We start from the raw sequence: 18,186 nt of genomic DNA, 5'->3' as shown, positions 1-18,186 counted from the left end.
CTCCTGTCTCCTGTCTCCTGACTCCTTCGTCGTTTATTTATAACTGTTCAACCGGACATGATATTAGTCATCATCAACCCTGAATTAAAATAATGTAGTTTTGATGATGATCAAATAGGTAATCTTTTGGCGGGAAGGGAGTAATATATTTTCAATGCCTGTTGGATTTGTGAAGTAGACGCTGCGACCTTCCCCAACATTAAATTCCTGAAAACTATGAAATAAATTTGCACCTCTAATTACTCCACCTTCTATCTGTTCTTTTAATTGATCGATACTGTTAATAACTTAATTTTCTTTGCCTAATGTTTGATCTGGAATGATTTGAGAATTAACAGATTTTTGAGAAAAAAATATAGCCAGAAATAGAATGGTACTAGAGGTAGTATTTATCCAGTTATATCAAATCCGCTCGGGTTCGGTATAAAAAAATTTTTCATCTTCATCCAAGAGCAAATGTTTCGCGCATTCTCTTCCCCCCTGACTCCTGACTCCTGACTCCTGACTCCTAGATTAACTATCTAATTACACCGATGCTACCGGATTTGATATTATCAGAAAAATTTAAGTTCATATTCGCTATCAAAAATAAGAGCAAATAATTAATCAGAAAAAGTTCCAAATGCCACAGGTGAAAATAGATAACAACTAGGATGAATTAACTGTAAACCACCTGAGTTGACAGTAGTTACAGTAGTAGTGAGTATAATAGTACCACTTTTAGTCATGACCCAACCCTGAGCTTGACGAATTTCTGGCAACTTCTCGACTTCTGAGCGATGGTAGACTACAACAGGTTGTTTATCATCTCTGATCACACCACTTGTATACCCGGATGTTTCTGTTTCCCATTCGACCATTCCTCTTAATACTGTTAATGGTTGAGTTGGATCTGGTGGTAGACCACCTCGACCTGTAATTACAAAGGAACTACCTTCTTTTTGAGCTTGAGTTGGGGCACATATATTGTTGGCCACTAATGATTGAGGGTCTATGACTGTAGCAGATAATCTGATCATTCCTTGAGTGGGGTCTACTTGAGTATTAATATCTACTGTGCCGTCAATGCCCAAAGTTGAGGTGGCAGTAATTTTGCTACTAGCGTCAAGAAACACCCCTTCTGCATTAATAGAAATATTACCACCTCGACCCTCTATGGCATTGGCGCTAATATTACTATTGTCCGAACTAACAATAAATTGTGCATCAATATTAATATCTCCACCTGTGGCAGACTCTGTAGCGTTGGTAGTAATTGCACTATTATTTTCTAGGTTAATATCTGAAACTTGTATAGTAATGTTACCCTGGTTTCCAGCTGTAGTTTCCGCACTCAGAGTACCATTGTTGAGTTCAATGGATGGAGCATTAATATTGAGGGAACCTGCCACCCCATTACCAGAACTACTAACGGTAACGATCGCTTGGTCTTCCACTCTTAAATTCGGTGTATTAATATTGATAGACCCAGCATTGCCATTACCAAGGGTGCGAGCAGTAATAGTGCTGGAGTCACCAGAAATTGAATTTACTCCAGATAGAGTAATATTTTCTGTGGCACTGACCGTCAAATTTCCTGCTTTGCCGTCTCCAAAGGTACTAGCGCTGACTTCAGCTCCATCTAGAATTGTCAAGTGTTCTGTTTCTATGAATGCGTTGCCTCCATCTCCACTACCTACTCCCAGAGACAAATTTCTTAAGTCTTCTACACTAGCAAGAATACTGCTAGGAAGTTCACCATTTTCAGCACGACCAACGAGTTCAATTTCTGTTGCTCTTACTTTTAAGTCTCCACTATCTCCTACACCAGATGTACCTGCTCTGACTTGAGCACCATTTCTTAAACTCAAGCGTTCAGTGTCAACAGTTAAATTTCCGCCATTGCCTGTAGCTTCATCAAAGACTGAAGTAAACAAGCTACTAGGGAGTTGACCGCTAAGAATAGTACCACTCATGTTAATTTCTGTTGCTCGTACTGTTAAATCTCCACTTTGACCTTGAGCAAATGTTCCAGTACCTATTGACCCTCCATCTTTTAACCGTAGACTTTGAGTATTAATTGCTAAATTTCCACCATTTCCTGTTGCTCCGGGTAAAACAGTTGTCAACAAACCACTAGGAACTTGGCCATTTATACTTTGAATTAGAGATGATATTTCTGGGAATAAATTTTCACTGGTAGCATTACCTGATAGCTCTACTTCCTTTGCATTTACTGTAATGCTTCCTCCTTGACCGGAGCTGAAGACTGCTGCTTGAATTATTGCTCCGTCTCGTAGTATTAGACGTTGGGTATCTATTGTTAAGTTGCCACCATCCCCTGTAGATCCTAATGCAACTTGACTATTTATACCGCTGAGAAACTGACCATCTGGTGAAATAGTTAAGTTGCCACCATCCCCTGTAGATCCTAATGCAACTTGACTATTTATACCGCTGAGAAACTGACCATCTGGTGAAATACCTACTGCTTCTATTTCAGTGGCATTAATTTCTATATTTCCTCCCTTACCTTCACTGGAAGTAGATGCTAAAATTGAGCCTCCATTTGTCAACATTAGATTTTGAGTATTAATTGTTAAATTTCCTCCATCTCCATTTCTAATTATTGCTGCACTCTCATTGCTATCAGCAGTAATGGAACTGTTATTTACCTCAATATCGGTGGCATTAATTTCTATATTTCCACCTTTACCTTCTCCTTCAGTACGAGCGCTAATTGTAGCTCCACCTTCAAGAGTCAGACGGTCTGTTGTAATCAATATTTGACCACCGTCACCACTACCAATACCCAATGGATCTATAGGTGATAAATCTTCAACTGCAGCTTGAATAATGCTAGGTAAGATAAAAAGATCGTTGGCAAAACTACCTTGTAAGTTAATTTCTTTTGCTGTTATGGTTACATCTCCACTATCTCCTACACCAGATGTACCAGCTCTTACTTGTCCTCCGTTTTGTAGAGTTAGAGACTGAGTATCAATAGTAAGATTTCCACCTTTACCTGTGGCACCTAATAAAACTGAAGTAAAAAAGCTACTTGGCAGAAAACCATCTTCAGAAGTACCGCTGACTTCTATTTCCCTTGCCTTAACTGCTAGTTCTCCACTATCTCCGGCACCAAATGTACCAGTTCCTATTTGCGCTCCCTTGCGTAATACTATGCGATCGCTATTAATTGTTAATTTGCCACTATTTCCTGTAGCTTCCGGTATAACTAGAGCTAAAATTGCACTGGGAAATTGACCATTGAGAGATTCTAACAGGAGTTCTTGCTGAGGAACAGTTGTTTCAAAAACAATAGTACCAGAGGCTTCTATTTCAGTGGCGTTAACAGTTAAATTTCCTCCTTGTCCTGCACCAAAAATGTTGGCTCCCAGTTGTCCCCCATTGAAAAGCTTGAGGTTTTGAGTATTAATTGTTATGTCTCCACCTCTACCTGTTGCTCCTGGTAATACATCTGTAAATATGCCACTGAGATTTTGACCATCTGCTGATATATCCATAACTTCTATTTCATTGGCGTTTATTGTCAGTTCTCCGCTTGTACCTGTGCCAAATGTAGCTGTACTTATCTGTCCTCCACTTGTGAGTATTAAACGTGGAGCATTAGTTGTAATGGTTGCCCCACTGCCAGTTGCAGCAAATCCTACATCAGCATTCACAAAGCTTTCTGTTACTTCCAATAATTCGGAAGATATTAATGAAATGCTGCCTCCTGGTTCACTACCTAAAGTATTAGCTACAATAGTTGAACCTCCTGTGATGCTTACTTGTCTACCTTGGAGTTGAATATCACCACTACCTTCTCCACTTACATCCACAACAGCACCATTCTTGATTTGTATATTCTCAAAGTTTTCTACTTCTGAATAATTAAGAGTATAATTATTGGTGTTTTCTAATCTGACTAAACTGTTATCTCCAACGCTGCCTATTTCTATTCTTCCTTGTTCTGTTGTCAGTTTTCCACTGTCAATAATTACCTCCCTTCCTATTAATCCTAAAATTTCTCCAGATGGTACTTGTAGACCAATTTCTTCTGCAGTTGATTTACTGACAATATTTCCTTGAGTTTGACTGGCTATTTGATTAAAAAATAGAGCTGAAGGTTTTATTGATAATAAGTTACTATTTTGAAAATTAGTAGCACTAAATAAACCATTTTCTCCTAATCTAATTTCGTCGGCTGTTGTAGCAATAAATGAACCGCTAATATCTAGACTAGAATTAGGTCCGAATAATATACCATTAGGATTCACTAAAAATAAATTTGCTGCTCCTAATACTCCTAATTTTCCTAATATATTGCTGGCATTATTACCTGTTATTCTTGTTAATATATTTTCAATTCCTGCTGGATTTGTGAAGTAAACACTTCGATTTTCTCCAACATTAAATTCTTGGAAACTATGAAATAAATTTGAACCTCTAATTGCTCCACCTTCTATCTGCTCTTTTAATCTATCTATGGAATTAATAACTGAATTTTCTTTCCCTAATGTTTGATCGGGAATTATTTGAGTATTTCCCTGATTTTGGCAAAATAAACTAGATAAAATTAGCCATATTCCTGATGTTGAACTGAGCAAAATTGGTAGAGATTTTAATTTCATAATTATTATTAAACAGGGAATAGGGAATAGGGAATAGGGAATAGGGAATAGGGAATAGGGAACAGGGAATAGGGAACAGGGAACAGTGGTAAAAGCATTTCTGGCGTCTCAGGTTCATCATCAATCTCTGTCAAACGCCAACTCTTTCCTTGCTATATAGAAGTCCTAACCGTATCTCTGCAAAGGTAGGAAGGTAGGGTTTTTTTGCCAATAAGTTAGGATATTTATATTTAATTACATAATTAATAGATATCTCCCACAATCAAAAATCAAATCAATTATTATCCAGAAACTGTCAACTATTCCTCCCTATTCCCTGTTCCCTGTTCCCTGTTCCCTCTAACAGATAACAACCTGGGTGAATTAATTGTAAACTACCTGTATTTACAGTGGGGGAAGTAGCTGTCAGGATAATATTACCGGATGTATTCATGACCCAACCTTGAGCTTGAAGAATTTCTGGTAATTTTTTACTCTGTTGTCTCTGGTAAACTAATACAGTTTGTTGCTTTATCTCTGATGATGTCGTTTTTTTCGCGCCAGTTTCCCAATCTACTACCCCTCTCAATACTGTTAAAGGTTGAGTAGGATTTGGTGGTAGACCCCCTCGACCTGTAATGACAAAGCTACTGCCTGCTATTCGATCTTGATTTGGTAAACATAGGTTTTGTGCTACCACAGACTCCGCATCCACAACTTCAGGAGATAATGTCACCACCCCTTGAGTGGGGTCCACTTGAGTGTTGACATCAATTGTGCCATCAATTCCTAATGCTGAACTAGCAGTCAAACTGCTGCTGTTGTCAAAAAATAATCCCTCAGCTGTAATATTAATATTACCACCTTGCCCTTCAACAGCATTAGCATTAATTTGGCTACCATCTCTAGCGATAATAAACGTAGTATCAATAGTAATATTACCTCCCGTAGCACTCCCCCCAGCACTGGTAGTAATCGAACTTTTGTTTTCTAAACTGATATTTGAGGAGTTGATCGTCATATTACCTTCGTCTCCAGCGTTAGTTTCTGCTGCCAGAGTACCATTGTTCAATTCAATTGATGGAGCATTAATATTCAGCGAACCTGCTACACCTGCACCGGAACTACTAACAGTCACTATACCCTGGTCTTCCACTCTGAGTAGGGGTGTATTGAGTGTAACTGAACCCGCATCACCACTATCTGTTGCACGAGAAGCGATCGCGCTTTCTGGACTACCGCCGATTTCTATTTCTCTATCAGTTGTCATCATTCCCAATTCTTCTCTTTCATTAACATTGGGATCTATACCTGATATCAAGACACGATCACTGGCACTTACTTCTATTGTACCTGCATTGCCACTGCCAAAACTAGAGGTAATAACTTGGCCGCCTGCCGTGAGATTTAAAGTGCTGATATTCAGAGAAATATTACCTCCGTCAAAATCACTTTTACTTCTTGCCGTAATTAATGCTCCATTGTCAATATTCAGGATAGGAGTAGTAATTTCTATACTACCACCCTTTCCAGTTGCACCTGACTCTGTACCAGCAGTAATGGCGCTAGAATCACCAGAAATGGAACTAAACCCAGATACAGTAATGTTATTATTGGCTCGAATAGCAATGCTTCCTGCTGTTCCATCTGCCTCAGTTCGAGCTTCAACTGTAGCTCCATCTCGGATTGTTAAACTATTAGTCTCAATGGATATTTCTCCACCATTACCACTGGATCTAAATTCGCCATCATCTCTTACTGTGGCAGATATAGTGCTAGGGAAATTACCATCCTCAGAACGGCCAATTACCTCAATTTCGTTAGCCTTAATATTAAGTTCTCCAGCATCACCTGCACCAAAAGTAAAAACGCCTACTAATGCTCCATCCTGTATACTTAAGCTCTGAGTTTCAACAATGAGATCGCCTCCATCCCCAATCGTATCTTCTTGAACTGAGGCAAATAATCCGCTGCTGAACACATCCTCTACACCGATAAGTTCAATTTCCTTTGCTCGTACTATTAAGCTTCCTGCTTTACCTTCCGAAGCAGTTGATGAATCTATTTGAGATCCATCTCGTAAGCTGAGGCGTTGAGTCTCAATAGTTAAAGTTCCTCCTTCTCCTGTTGCTACTCTTCCTTCTACCTCTGGTAATTGAACACCACTAGCTATAAAATTGGTTACAGGAAAACCTTCTTCATCTACTCGAAAATCTCTAGCTTCAATATATGTTGCGTGTATTGTTAAGTTTCCAGCATTACCTTCACCAAAAGTTTCTGCTGCAATTACTGAGCCATCCCTGAGAATCAAACGCTGAGTTTCAATATCAATGTTACCTCCATTTGCTGTAGCTTCTTCCCTGACATCACTAAAAATTTCACTACTAACTACTTCCACTACTTGCGAAGCAGTAATTTCTATATTTCCTCCTGGTTCCGATCCATTCGTATCTCCTGTAATTTCAGAAAGTTCTGTAACAATAATACGTCTGCCTTGAATTGAAATATCACCACCACCCTCACTTCCTTGAGTATCAATAAAAGCAGAAGCTATATTGACATCTTGAAAATTATCGACCTCTGAATAATCCAAATCATAACCTTTGTTTCTTGGATTTAACCTGACAACAGAGTTATTCCCTATACTCCCTAGCTCTATTCTTCCTTGGGGTACTGTGATTCTTCCCCCATCTATTTCTATATCTCCTCCTACCAAAGCTAGGGTCTGCTCCCCTGGCAATTCTAAACCCACTTCTTCCTGTGTTGATTGATTAATATGTGTCGATTGATTAATAATTGCTCCTCTAGCTTGAGTCTCCAGTTGATTTGAGAATAAGGCTGAGGGTTCTACTGATAATAAATTACTTGTATGAGGTGCTGTGGCACTGAAGAGTCCATTTTGTCCCAGTCTAATTTCGTTAGCAGTTGTGGCAATAAATGAACCCCGAATATCTAAACTGGCATTAGGCCCAAAGAAAATGCCTTGGGGATTCACTAAAAATAAATTTGCCCCGCCATCTACTCCCAATTTGCCTAAAATACTACTGGGGTTGTTACCTGTAATTCTAGTCAGAATATTTTCTATGCCGTTAGGGTTGATAAAATAAACGCTTCTACCTTCTCTGATATTAAATTCTTGAAAACTATGGAATAAATTTGAGCCACGAATAGCTCCTCCTTCAATTTGGTCTTTCAGTTCATCAATGGAATTGACAACAGAACTTTCTTCACCAAGGGTGTTATCTGGAACTATCTGAGCATTTGCTTGAGTTTTCCAGTTACTGAAAAAATTCCATAAGAAAAAAGTTAGTGATACTACGAAGAGGGACGAATGGGATTTCACAACTAATTACCAATTTAATTAAGATTTATTATTTTGTAGACAAAACCTATAGTATCTAATACTATCTAAAATTTCAGTAGGTTGAGTAAAGCGCAGCACAACCCAAAAACAATATGTCCAATTTCTGATAGCTTCGTACCATTTCTGAAGAATAATACTATCAGGACTTACCCATGAGGTAGGAAAAACTAGGATTTGAGATTGCTATCCGTTCCGGACTCCTGCGCAAACCCTCTCGGTCGCAATGACAAAAATACGTTGCAGGTGTGTAATATCATGTCCGGATAATTAACGATAGAACTCCGTTCCGCTGACGCGATCAAAAAATTTTTGTTTGTAGTTAGACTTTAGCCCTTGAAGTATCTACAAGACTTACCCATGAGGTATGAAAAACTAGGATTTGAGATTGCTTCTCTGTCAGTCCGGTCGCCATTACGAAAATACGTTGCAGGTGTGTAAGTCCTAATCTATCTTCTTACTTAAGCCCAACTACGAGAGCTTCTAACTTATAACTATTCAACTGGACATAATATAAGTCCTAGCTATATTTGATTACCATCTCCCTACCTGCCCATCTCCCTTATTACTCAAGAAGATGATATACAGCAAACGTTTTGAGATTTGGTATTAGATTTAGCGATCGCAACCTCAATTAATAAATAGTTGTCCTTTCAAATTTTTTTCCAGCAAGAGCGATCAAAAAAGAGGGATATATATTGTTGTAAAATATTTATCTGTTCCGGATAGATTGCATATAGTATCGTAGTTATAAATGAGTTCAATTAATTCGGGATGGCCAATATTTACCCACTTACATACAGATTGTCAGTACCTAGTTAATATTACTAAGAATATGAATTTTTTTTTAATACTCACTAGATCAGGGGTTCAACCAATTATTGGTGGGATACGATAGAGGTAAGGGTAAATTATAAGTTAAAATATAAGATATGATATGTAGTTAAATTCTATCTAAGTTAGTATACAACAGTATACCAACCTAGATTAAGTTAAAAGAGTTACTTAGGAGAAAGACAATGACACATAGACAACAAAAACCAAACCCAAAACGAGAAAGTATCTGGAAAAAGCCTACTGCTGACAAGCCGCCAACATTGGAAAAGCTAACTGACAAGGATTTAGATTCTGTAGCTGGTGGCCGTCGTCGTCGTCGTCGTTAATTAATGTAGTGGCTACGATCCCTGTGTGTGGTAATTAAGTAATGACAGTAGTAGTGCTATTGATTACAGACATTTAGTCTTAACTTTAGGTATACCACCAAGAATAAAAAATTGACATACCATCTTCTTCTACCTAAAAAAATCTCATCTTTTTAAAGATAGCGATTACTAACTAGAAGATCTAGACCTAATGTAATCAGCTATCTTTTGATAATTTCATAGTTTAATAATAACTACTACAGCTAGAGTTGAAAATTTTTCTCTAGCCTGTTTTATGTGTGGTAACTCAAATTATAGCTCTACTTTTGTCAATTTTGCCTGTCATTCTTCAAGCCAACCTACTCCTGATTTACGCTCTCCCAGTCTAACACTAAATTCTATCGCTGTAAAGAAGATTGATATAAATTATCAAGTTGTTCTATAACAGACTGAGGTTTGAAAGTAAAACGGATATAAAAAGTCTTTGATGCTTCTTTTACTTTTAAGACCTTTCCATAAATATGCTCGCTCATAAACGATTTATTGCTAGGATTTAATAAATTAAGTTGGATATTACTGTGAATTAATGGTAGTGAATCTTCTGAAGCATATCTGTTAATCTCTATCTCTGATCCTCTTTGAGAAAGCTTAACTAACTTTCCCTTAAACACAGTATTACTAATATGTTTGCCTTCTACAATTAAATAAAAGATAGGAATTGGTTGTTCTATCGGTAATAGAATTTCCTCTTCTTTCGGCAAAAATAGATTATATTTACCACTAATTCCTCCCACTTCATAAATATTAATTGGATTACTAATACCTTTAGGCTTAATTTCCTTCGTACTATCTATCCTTAATTGTGAGGTACCGACCGCTGCCCTAGTAGCATTAGAAATCAGAATTTGATTTCCAGTGGCATAGCTTTCTATGCGAAAAGCCAAATTAACTTCCCAACCAATAGCAGTATATTCAGTATGTTCTTCAGAGCCAATATTTCCTACTACAGCATCCCCTGTATGAATACCAATACCCATTTCTAAAGTTGGCCACCCTAGAGCTTTGATTTTTTGATTAATAGATTTCATTTCTAACTGCATTGCCAATGCACAGGCCACAGCTCTCTGTGCATCATCTTCCCTAACTATGGGAGCGCCGAATAAAACCATTATTCCATCGCCAAGTAGCTTGTCAATACTACCACCATATTGAGTGATGATTTTTAATATATCTTTGAGATAAATATTAATAATTTCTACAACACTTTCTGGGGATAGTTGCTCAGAAAAGGCCGTAAACCCTCTTAAATCAGAAGTTAATACAGTTATACATTGCCTCTTACCTCCTATTTTTAAACCCTCTTTACTTTCCAATAAATTCTTGACTATTTCATTGGAGTGATAACGAGCAAAAGTTTTTCTAATCAGACTAGCAGTGCCAGCAACATAACCTGTAATGACAAATGAAGAAACTACTATTGCTAATAAAGGAGGCACTACAGGAAGCCACCATCCCCAAAGAAACATAATATAAGTGCTAAGAAAAATGATTCCAGCTTCTAGGATTAGGTTCTTCAATAAAGTTAGTGACAAGAATTTTTTTGTTTGATTTCGCCACTGCCATGTAACTGTGGTTCCAACTCCAGACCAGATAAAAATCCATAACCATTCCTGGGGTTCAGACCAAGTTTTGATTAAGGGGCGTTCATTTAGAGCAGCACTAATAATTTGACTAATAAAATTTGCTTGTAGTTCTACTCCTGTCATTGGTCTTGGTGGAGCTAACAAATGACTACTATAGGGTGTATAGAATAGATCGTTGAAGCTTTCTCCTACTGCTCCAATCAGAATTATGCGATCGCGTCCCCAGTCTGGAGGGACTTGTCCATCAAGTAGATCTGTCAGAGAAACAGTTTCAAAATGACCGCTCGGCCCTCTATAGTTAATTAATAATTGATACCCACGAGCATCGGTTCTGACATAACCACCTTCATTTTTTTGAAAAGGAGGGAATACCTGATTTCCTACGCGCCAGTGATCGGTCCCCTCTACTGTATCTGCTTTAATATTTTCCTTTTCTAAATAAAGTAATGCTAAATGCAGGCTAAAACTATAAATAATTTCCCCATCTTGATTATCTAAATAAAATAAGCCTCGCCGAGATCTATTATCTGCATCGATAGGCGTATCATTTGCTCCTACTTGTCCTTTTTCTTGTAAAGCATATGGTGGTGCTACTCCTTCTCCTCTATCATCCTCTACTACTTTTTGGATCCCAACTAGATTAGGAGTGTTTTGAAATACTTTAACTAATTCTTGATAACCAGGAGGTACAGGTAAATTTCGGTAAATATCTAAACCAATAGCTCTGGGTTCCATTGCTTTGAGTTTTTTGAGCAACTTGGCAAGAGTTGAATCAGGAATTATTCCCTGACCTACTCTGCTTATATCCGCTTCATCAATACCAACAATTACGATACGTTTGTCCCTTGGAGGTAAAGGTCTATTTCTCATATAGAAGTCGTATGTACCCCACTCCCATAGCTGTAATATTCCAGTTAAGCGTAGTAATATTACCAATATAGTTACGCAGGGAGTAGTTATCCACACCCCGCGCCACTGCCAAATTAATGATGTAGCTGTTGATCCACGAGAATCATAATGAGATTTCACTAATGGTTTCTCAATATGTTTAACTTTTAGGTAATCTAACAATTTATATTATCTTTGAGCAGGTTGTATTTCCTGACAACAGTCAAATATTTTACTATCAGCATAGTCCTCTAACCCAACTGATTTTAACAGTTCTTTCCACGCATTAGGATAAGCAACACGAGATTTTTCTAAAGTTGTAATTGTTTCGCTCCAAACTGATGATTCAGCATAGAGTTTAGCTAGTTCTAGTGGTTTTTCCTGCAGTTCTTTTAATTTAGCTTCTATTTCTGGCTTGAGAGGGGTACGTCTTAGCCATCCATTAATATAATAATCTAAAGCACGCTCCTCTGGATCGCAAATTATGCCAAAGTGCCAAATATAAGTGTTATTAGTTTCTAATTCAACTGTTTTTGGCAAACTTACTTTGATAATTCCAGCGGACTGAGGCAGAGATACACCTACTTTATATATTGGTTCTCTGACTCTATTTGTCCAATCAAATAAAGCAAATTCTGCCTTTCGTTTACTACTTTGAGGAACATAAAGGTAAACAGTTGGGTTAGGACTAACTGTTGTACCAATATTATTTTCTGGTACTACAGCAGTGAGGTTGCTTAATTCTTGCTTAATTATTGGATTACAAGGACCGCGAGACCCAGCTCCTCTAGTTCTCGATGGCGCACCTCTTGAAGTTGTTGGTGGAAATGTTACTGCCTGTAATTGTGGCCTTGATTCCACCTTAGTTTTTGCAGTTTGAGGGTGATTGACTGGAGGAGCTGAAACTAAAAGACCTACTAAAGAAAGTCCTAAAAAGTTTCGTACAAACATGATAAAAAATCACCTCCGTATAAACTCAAGTTATATAGCTATTGCTATTTTTAGCTACTATATCTTATTATAACATATAGTTTTTTTTCATTGTCGATAATTAATAGAAAAACGAACTTACAATTAAGTTTGTATAGAATGATTTAGAAAAAAAGGGAACTGCTAATTATTTAGGGATAGTAATTAATATATTTAGACTTTTAGCATTGCTATACAGAGTTTTCTTCTTAGTTATCAAACTATAATTTTTATTTTTTTATTTTAGCAAAAACTATCTTATTACCTTCGACTATTCACGATCATTTGTTCATATTTCATCATTTGTAAATGCTAGCTTATATTCACTCTAATCTAAACATATTGTAGATTTTTTTACCCATCTTCTCCCTGGTTTAAGGCTGTTATTACTGCGTGATGACTAATATTTTGATAAACCTTCTTAAAATTATCCTTAATAATATCAGCAGATGTACCCAAAGGAAGAGGTCCTAAAACATCTAAAACTGTCTCATTACTTGGGGGTGGTGTAATCACTACTAGGGAAGAATCTAGCTGTCGATCGTATTTCCAAAAATCCTCAAAATTTACATATTCTTTATTTGCTGAAGTTAGAGCTTTTTGGTTTTTTTCTGTTGTAATTTTTTCTTTAATTGTGGAATTTTCTTCTTCACTTTGACCGCGTTTTTGCCGGAGAACTTCTAATATTTGTTCTTTGGTACGACCGCGTAATTGAAATAATAAAAATGGATCTTCACTAAAGCGATCGCCTAAGATATAATAAACTGCTGCAATATGTTTACAAACTCTAGCTTTGTCAGGGCAGTCACATTTAGCATGGATATCATCTAAGGTAAATGGAAATAGTCTTAAACCATTAGTAGCAAAAACTTCTTCTATATTTTGAGGCATTTCTCCTGCTAATAATTTGGCAGTAAAAATTGCTCTTTGTGACATTGTTTCAATGACATAATTCCAGTCTTCATCACTAAAAGTATCTAACCATAATGATTGTTTATAAGGTTCTGGAGCTGTCCCTTGAACTTGGGAAATAATTTCTTTGTCTTTAAATTCTAGACTCAGAACGTTTCCTTGTCTGGCATAATTTCTTGCCCGTTCTAATCGTTTTTTAAACCGATAAGAATTTAACAAGTCTATCCATTGTTGAGTCCACCATTCTTTGTCGTTTTGTGAGTTGTTATAGTTAGTCATTTTTTTTATTAAGAAGGAAGAAGGAAGAAGTAAGAAGGAAGAAGGAAGAAGGAAGAAATTAAGTCTCCAATTTGATGAGTAAGTAGGAAGGAAGAAGGAAGAAGGAAGAAGGAAGAAATTAAGTCTCAAATTTGATGAGGAAGTAAGAAGTAAAAAGGAAAAATCTTGCGTTGTCTGAGTTTTAAGTTAAGGAGAGGTAATTATTAATTAGGAAAAGTATTGACAGATAAAGACAAGTGCCTTTTTGGGGTCGAAAAAAGTACCTGGTTTTCAGCTCTTAATGCTCAAAAAGGAGCGTATTTTAGGCTTATAGTTGGGCAGAAAAATTTTGGGACCATTCTTACTCCTACCTTCTCGCTCATTCCCATTTATCCTGTCTTCCCCTCCCCTCCTGGGAGGGGTTAGGGGTGGGTCTTCCCTTACTAAAAGACTTTTTCAGCAAACCCTAATTATTAATTATTAATTATTAATTATTGAAGACCGAAAAGCACTTTTCTTTCTCCTGACTCCTGACTCCTGACTCCTGACTCCTGACTCCTGATTTTTCAATAACTCAAATTTACTCTTCTTCAATTACTTTATTTCTATCAAGTATTAATAAGTTTCTCAACTGGTCTGTATCTAGTTCAGTTAACCATTGTTCTCCTGCACCTACTACTTGTTCTGCTAGTTCTTTTTTACTTTCAATTAAGTCGTGTATTTTTTCTTCTAAAGTTCCAGTACAGACAAATTTATGTACCTGAACATTCCGGGTTTGACCAATTCTAAATACCCGGTCTGTAGCCTGATTTTCTACTGCTGGATTCCACCATCTATCAAAGTGAAAAACATGATTAGCACGAGTTAAATTTAAACCAGTACCTCCCGCTTTTAAAGAAAGAATCATTACTGGTGGACCTTGAGGGTCTTGTTGGAATCTGTCTACCATTTCTTCTCTTTGATTTTTGCGAGTTGCTCCATATAAAAATGATACTTCTCTACCTAATTTTTCTTGCAAATAAGGTTGTAAAACTTTTCCCCATTCGGCAAATTGAGTAAAAATAATAGCTCTTTCTGTTTCTGAAATTATTTCTTCTAACATGGCAGATAAACGTTGTAGCTTTCCTGAGTTTTTATGGCTAATTTCTACTTTTTTCCTACTACCTTTTTTAATCTGCAGAAGTACGGGATGATTACAAAGTTGTTTGAGTTTTACTAATAGGGCTAAAACTTTACCTTTCCGCTGAATCCCATCAGCAGCTTCAATTTCTGCTAAGGAAGTTTCAACTATGTCTTGATAAAGTTTTGCTTGCTCATTTGCTAGTGGGCAAAAGATAGTATTTTCTTGTTTTTCTGGCAAGTCTTGAATAATATCTTTATCAGTTTTGAGCCTACGTAGAATAAATGGTTGCACCAGAGAACGCAAAGTTTGTAATGAATTTGTATCTCCATATTTTTCAATAGGAATAGCAAAGCGACGTTGGAAAAATTGTTTTTTTCCTAAATATCCAGGATTCAAAAAATCTAAAATTGACCATAATTCTGAAAGGCGATTTTCTACGGGAGTTCCTGTTAAACCAATTCTAAAGGATGCTTCTAATTTTCTCACAGCTTGAGATTGTTTTGCCTCTGGATTTTTGATATTTTGAGCTTCATCAACTATTACTGCTTGCCATTTTATTGTCTGTAATGTTTTTTCATCTCGATACAATAAAGCGTAACTGGTTATTGCTAAATGTTTGTCTTTAATTACTTTGAGAAACTCTTTACCTTTGGCACGTTTATCACCATGATGTACTATTACTTTTAAGGTTGGTCCGAATTTTTTAACTTCCCGTTCCCAGTTCCCTAATACTGAAGTTGGGCATACTAATAATGTGGGTGCTTCTAGTAATTCTTGTTCTTGTTGATTGAGAAGAAATGCTATTGTTTGGATAGTCTTACCGAGACCCATATCATCTGCCAAACAAGCACCCAAACCCCAACGTTCCAAAAATGTTAACCAACTTACGCCCCGTGCTTGATAAGGCCGTAGTTCGCCCCGAAAATTCTTTGGAGTCGGAATTTCCTCTAAGGAACGATTATTTGTTAAAGTGTCCAGAAGTTCTTGGAGTTGACCGCCAGCTTCAAAATTAACGACGGGTAACTTTTCCATAACTTGAGTGTCTCCTGTGGCCAATCGCAAAGCGTCTTCTAAAGATAAGGCCATTTCGTCTTGACGACTAGCAAAGAAATTTTGGGCTGCCCGCACATCTTGGGGTTGTAGTTCGACCCACTCGCCGTTAATTTCTACTAAGGGACTATCTTTTGCAACTAATCTATTAAATTCGGCTTTGGTTAATTTCTGACCTCCAATGGACAATTCCCACTGAAAATTGAGGAGACTTTTTAAGCCTAGTCTTTCAGTTTTTTTAATTTTTGGAGCTTGGGCACGAATACTTAGACCTAAGCGGGAAGCCCATCCTTCTCTATTAGCTAAACTAGGTGGTAAAATCACTCCTAAACCACTGTCTGTAAACCGCCAACTCCCACTTTTAATAAATTCATAAGCTTGGTGTGGAGTGAATTGGCAACTTTGGGGAGTTGCTTGTTGTAAACTAGGTTCAATAGTTGGATAAATTCTTGATGCTAAACCTAAGCCACTTAGCAGTGTTTCTTGAGGAAATTTAATTGTTCTTCCTTGATAGTTGAAACTTGCTACAGGATTTTTCCAAATTGTCTTGGCATCGACTAAAAATTCTGGATCGTCTATTGCCTGAAGACAATATTCTAGAATCCAATCTTTGGAATTGTTGGATGGTGAATGAAGATGAAAACAGGTAATAAATTGATTTTCTGTAGTTTGATATTGTTGTAGGGGAGATTGCCAATTCTCAAGTATTTTGCTAATTTGCTGTGTTTCTTTAGTGGCAGGTAATTTTAAAGCTGATTTGGCTAATAAGGATTTTAACCATTGTTTAATTACCGGATTTAATGAGGAAATTTCTGTTTGAGATATTTCGGATGATATTTGTCTAATTTGTGTGTCTATTGTTTTTTGCAAGAAATCTTGGAGTAGTTCTTGACTTGCTCTGAGGTTTGGTAATTTTGAAGTGTTATTTTGGGGGATTATTTGTAGATTTTCTAAGGAAATAGGCGACTGCCAATCTAGTTGATATGTGCGACAAACAAGAGGCATTTGTAGAGTAAAATTTTTCAGTCGATTTTGGTCTGTAGCACTATCAAGTAAGGGTTGCCAAATAGCAAAAATTTGTTCATTTGATTGTTGTTCAATAGTTGGTAAAAATTTACATCTTGCTAATAAGTCAAGATTCCATCTTGCAACATGAGACCAAAACCTTAAATCTGCCCCAATGAAAGATTCCGTGATGTTGCCCAGAGGAAAAGAGCGTAAAAATTCTATTGTTTGTATAGGGTTTAGGCAAATTCCTTCTATTTGCCAGGGATAAAGATATAACTTTTCTGTGGTTTCTGAGAAATTACTGGCAGAATGAAGTGGGTATAGTTTTTGGCTAGATTCTAATGATTTTGTGGGAATAGCTAAAGTTTGGTTTGTTGTGATTTTCTGGTTTTTTAAAGATAAATTAATTTTATCCTGACATACATTTAACAGTTCATTTACATTTATTGCATAAGGATTATTAGTAATTTTTCCTGTTTCACCAGCATCCTCTTCTGTAATTCTGCGCCAAGTTTCTCCCCAAATAAAGAAATAACTATCTTGTTCAGACTGAGCAAACCAAAAACCATGTAAAATCGCCATATTAAATATCTATCAAAAAGGTTATATGTAAGCATTTCCTGCGGAATGCCGCGCAAACAGCTATTAGCAGTCAGCTATCAGCAATTAGTAATGAATTATTACTTCTAAGGTTTAGGAAGGAGACTGTAACAGTAATTTTTATTCTGCTTCAATTTCTCAATTATTTTACCTTCCCTCAAAATTAATAGCTGATAGCTAATAGCTGACGGCTGAATGCTTAAGGTTATATTTTGATTACTAATATTTTCTAATAAAAATTGTTGAATAATCAAACTTTATAGCAGGGAATAGTGAATCGTGGCAAAAGCTTTTCTCTGTATCCGATTCATCATCAACATAAGTCCTAACCAACTCGTTCCTTAACTATAGAAATCAAAAATGGCATCCTAGTTAAAATAACTGGATGCAGCCTCCGTAATTGAATATAGAAGGTTATAAAATAAAAGTATTATAGCGGTTTCTGTTCATCAAAATTCTACGAGAGGTAGTAGAAATTAATAGACATCTCTAGAAAATAGGGAAATACCAGATTGTTCCTTCTGTGGTAGATAACTAAACCCCTTGCTGCTTCTTCCATTTTATTTTTAATTTTTTTTTAATTTTTGGAGATGTGTAAAGGAAAGGACGCAGATATATCAAAAGCTTAAAACTTAGA

General features: G+C 36.7%; 8 protein-coding genes. 1 reads left to right on the top strand and 7 read right to left on the bottom strand.

Going from position 1 to position 18,186, the window contains the following annotated elements:
- Window positions 1–84: 84 nt before the first annotated feature.
- The 3 genes from D5R40_RS41880 to D5R40_RS06400 all read right to left on the bottom strand — a co-directional run bounded on the left by D5R40_RS41880 (window position 85) and on the right by D5R40_RS06400 (window position 7,938).
- Window positions 85–255: a two-partner secretion domain-containing protein gene (locus D5R40_RS41880; protein ID WP_339379448.1), complete on the bottom strand. Its 171-nt coding sequence runs from the start codon at window positions 253–255 to the stop codon at window positions 85–87.
- Between the two features lie 347 nt (window positions 256–602).
- Complete coding sequence (locus tag D5R40_RS06405) at window positions 603–4,616, bottom strand: two-partner secretion domain-containing protein (RefSeq protein ID WP_124154393.1); 4,014 nt, start codon at window positions 4,614–4,616, stop codon at window positions 603–605.
- 295 nt (window positions 4,617–4,911) lie between these two features.
- On the bottom strand, window positions 4,912–7,938 hold the full coding sequence (locus D5R40_RS06400) for a two-partner secretion domain-containing protein (RefSeq protein WP_124154392.1): 3,027 nt from the start codon (window positions 7,936–7,938) through the stop codon (window positions 4,912–4,914).
- 1,037 nt (window positions 7,939–8,975) lie between these two features.
- Here D5R40_RS06400 and D5R40_RS34720 point away from each other — a divergent pair.
- Window positions 8,976–9,119 carry a hypothetical protein gene (locus D5R40_RS34720; RefSeq protein ID WP_161564944.1) on the top strand — a complete coding sequence of 48 codons (144 nt, stop codon included), beginning with the start codon at window positions 8,976–8,978 and terminating at the stop codon, window positions 9,117–9,119.
- Window positions 9,120–9,496: 377 nt separating this feature from the next.
- On the opposite strand, the gene D5R40_RS06395 is transcribed toward D5R40_RS34720, so the two are convergent.
- The 4 genes from D5R40_RS06395 to D5R40_RS06380 form a co-directional block, all read right to left on the bottom strand.
- Window positions 9,497–11,812, bottom strand: coding sequence for a CHASE2 domain-containing protein (locus tag D5R40_RS06395; protein WP_338043146.1), 2,316 nt, complete (start codon window positions 11,810–11,812; stop codon window positions 9,497–9,499).
- A gap of 6 nt (window positions 11,813–11,818) precedes the next feature.
- Window positions 11,819–12,580: a DUF928 domain-containing protein gene (locus tag D5R40_RS06390; protein ID WP_124144140.1), complete on the bottom strand. Its 762-nt coding sequence runs from the start codon at window positions 12,578–12,580 to the stop codon at window positions 11,819–11,821.
- 372 nt (window positions 12,581–12,952) lie between these two features.
- Window positions 12,953–13,789: an SWIM zinc finger family protein gene (locus D5R40_RS06385; protein ID WP_124144139.1), complete on the bottom strand. Its 837-nt coding sequence runs from the start codon at window positions 13,787–13,789 to the stop codon at window positions 12,953–12,955.
- Window positions 13,790–14,348: 559 nt separating this feature from the next.
- Complete coding sequence (locus D5R40_RS06380; protein WP_124154391.1) at window positions 14,349–17,531, bottom strand: sll1366 family intein-prone helicase; 3,183 nt, start codon at window positions 17,529–17,531, stop codon at window positions 14,349–14,351.
- Window positions 17,532–18,186: the final 655 nt, after the last annotated feature.

This window comes from Okeania hirsuta (genome assembly GCF_003838195.1).
Classification (GTDB): domain Bacteria; phylum Cyanobacteriota; class Cyanobacteriia; order Cyanobacteriales; family Microcoleaceae; genus Okeania; species Okeania hirsuta.
Note: the sequence above shows the minus strand (reverse complement) of the source record. Positions and strands in the feature narration are given on the sequence as shown.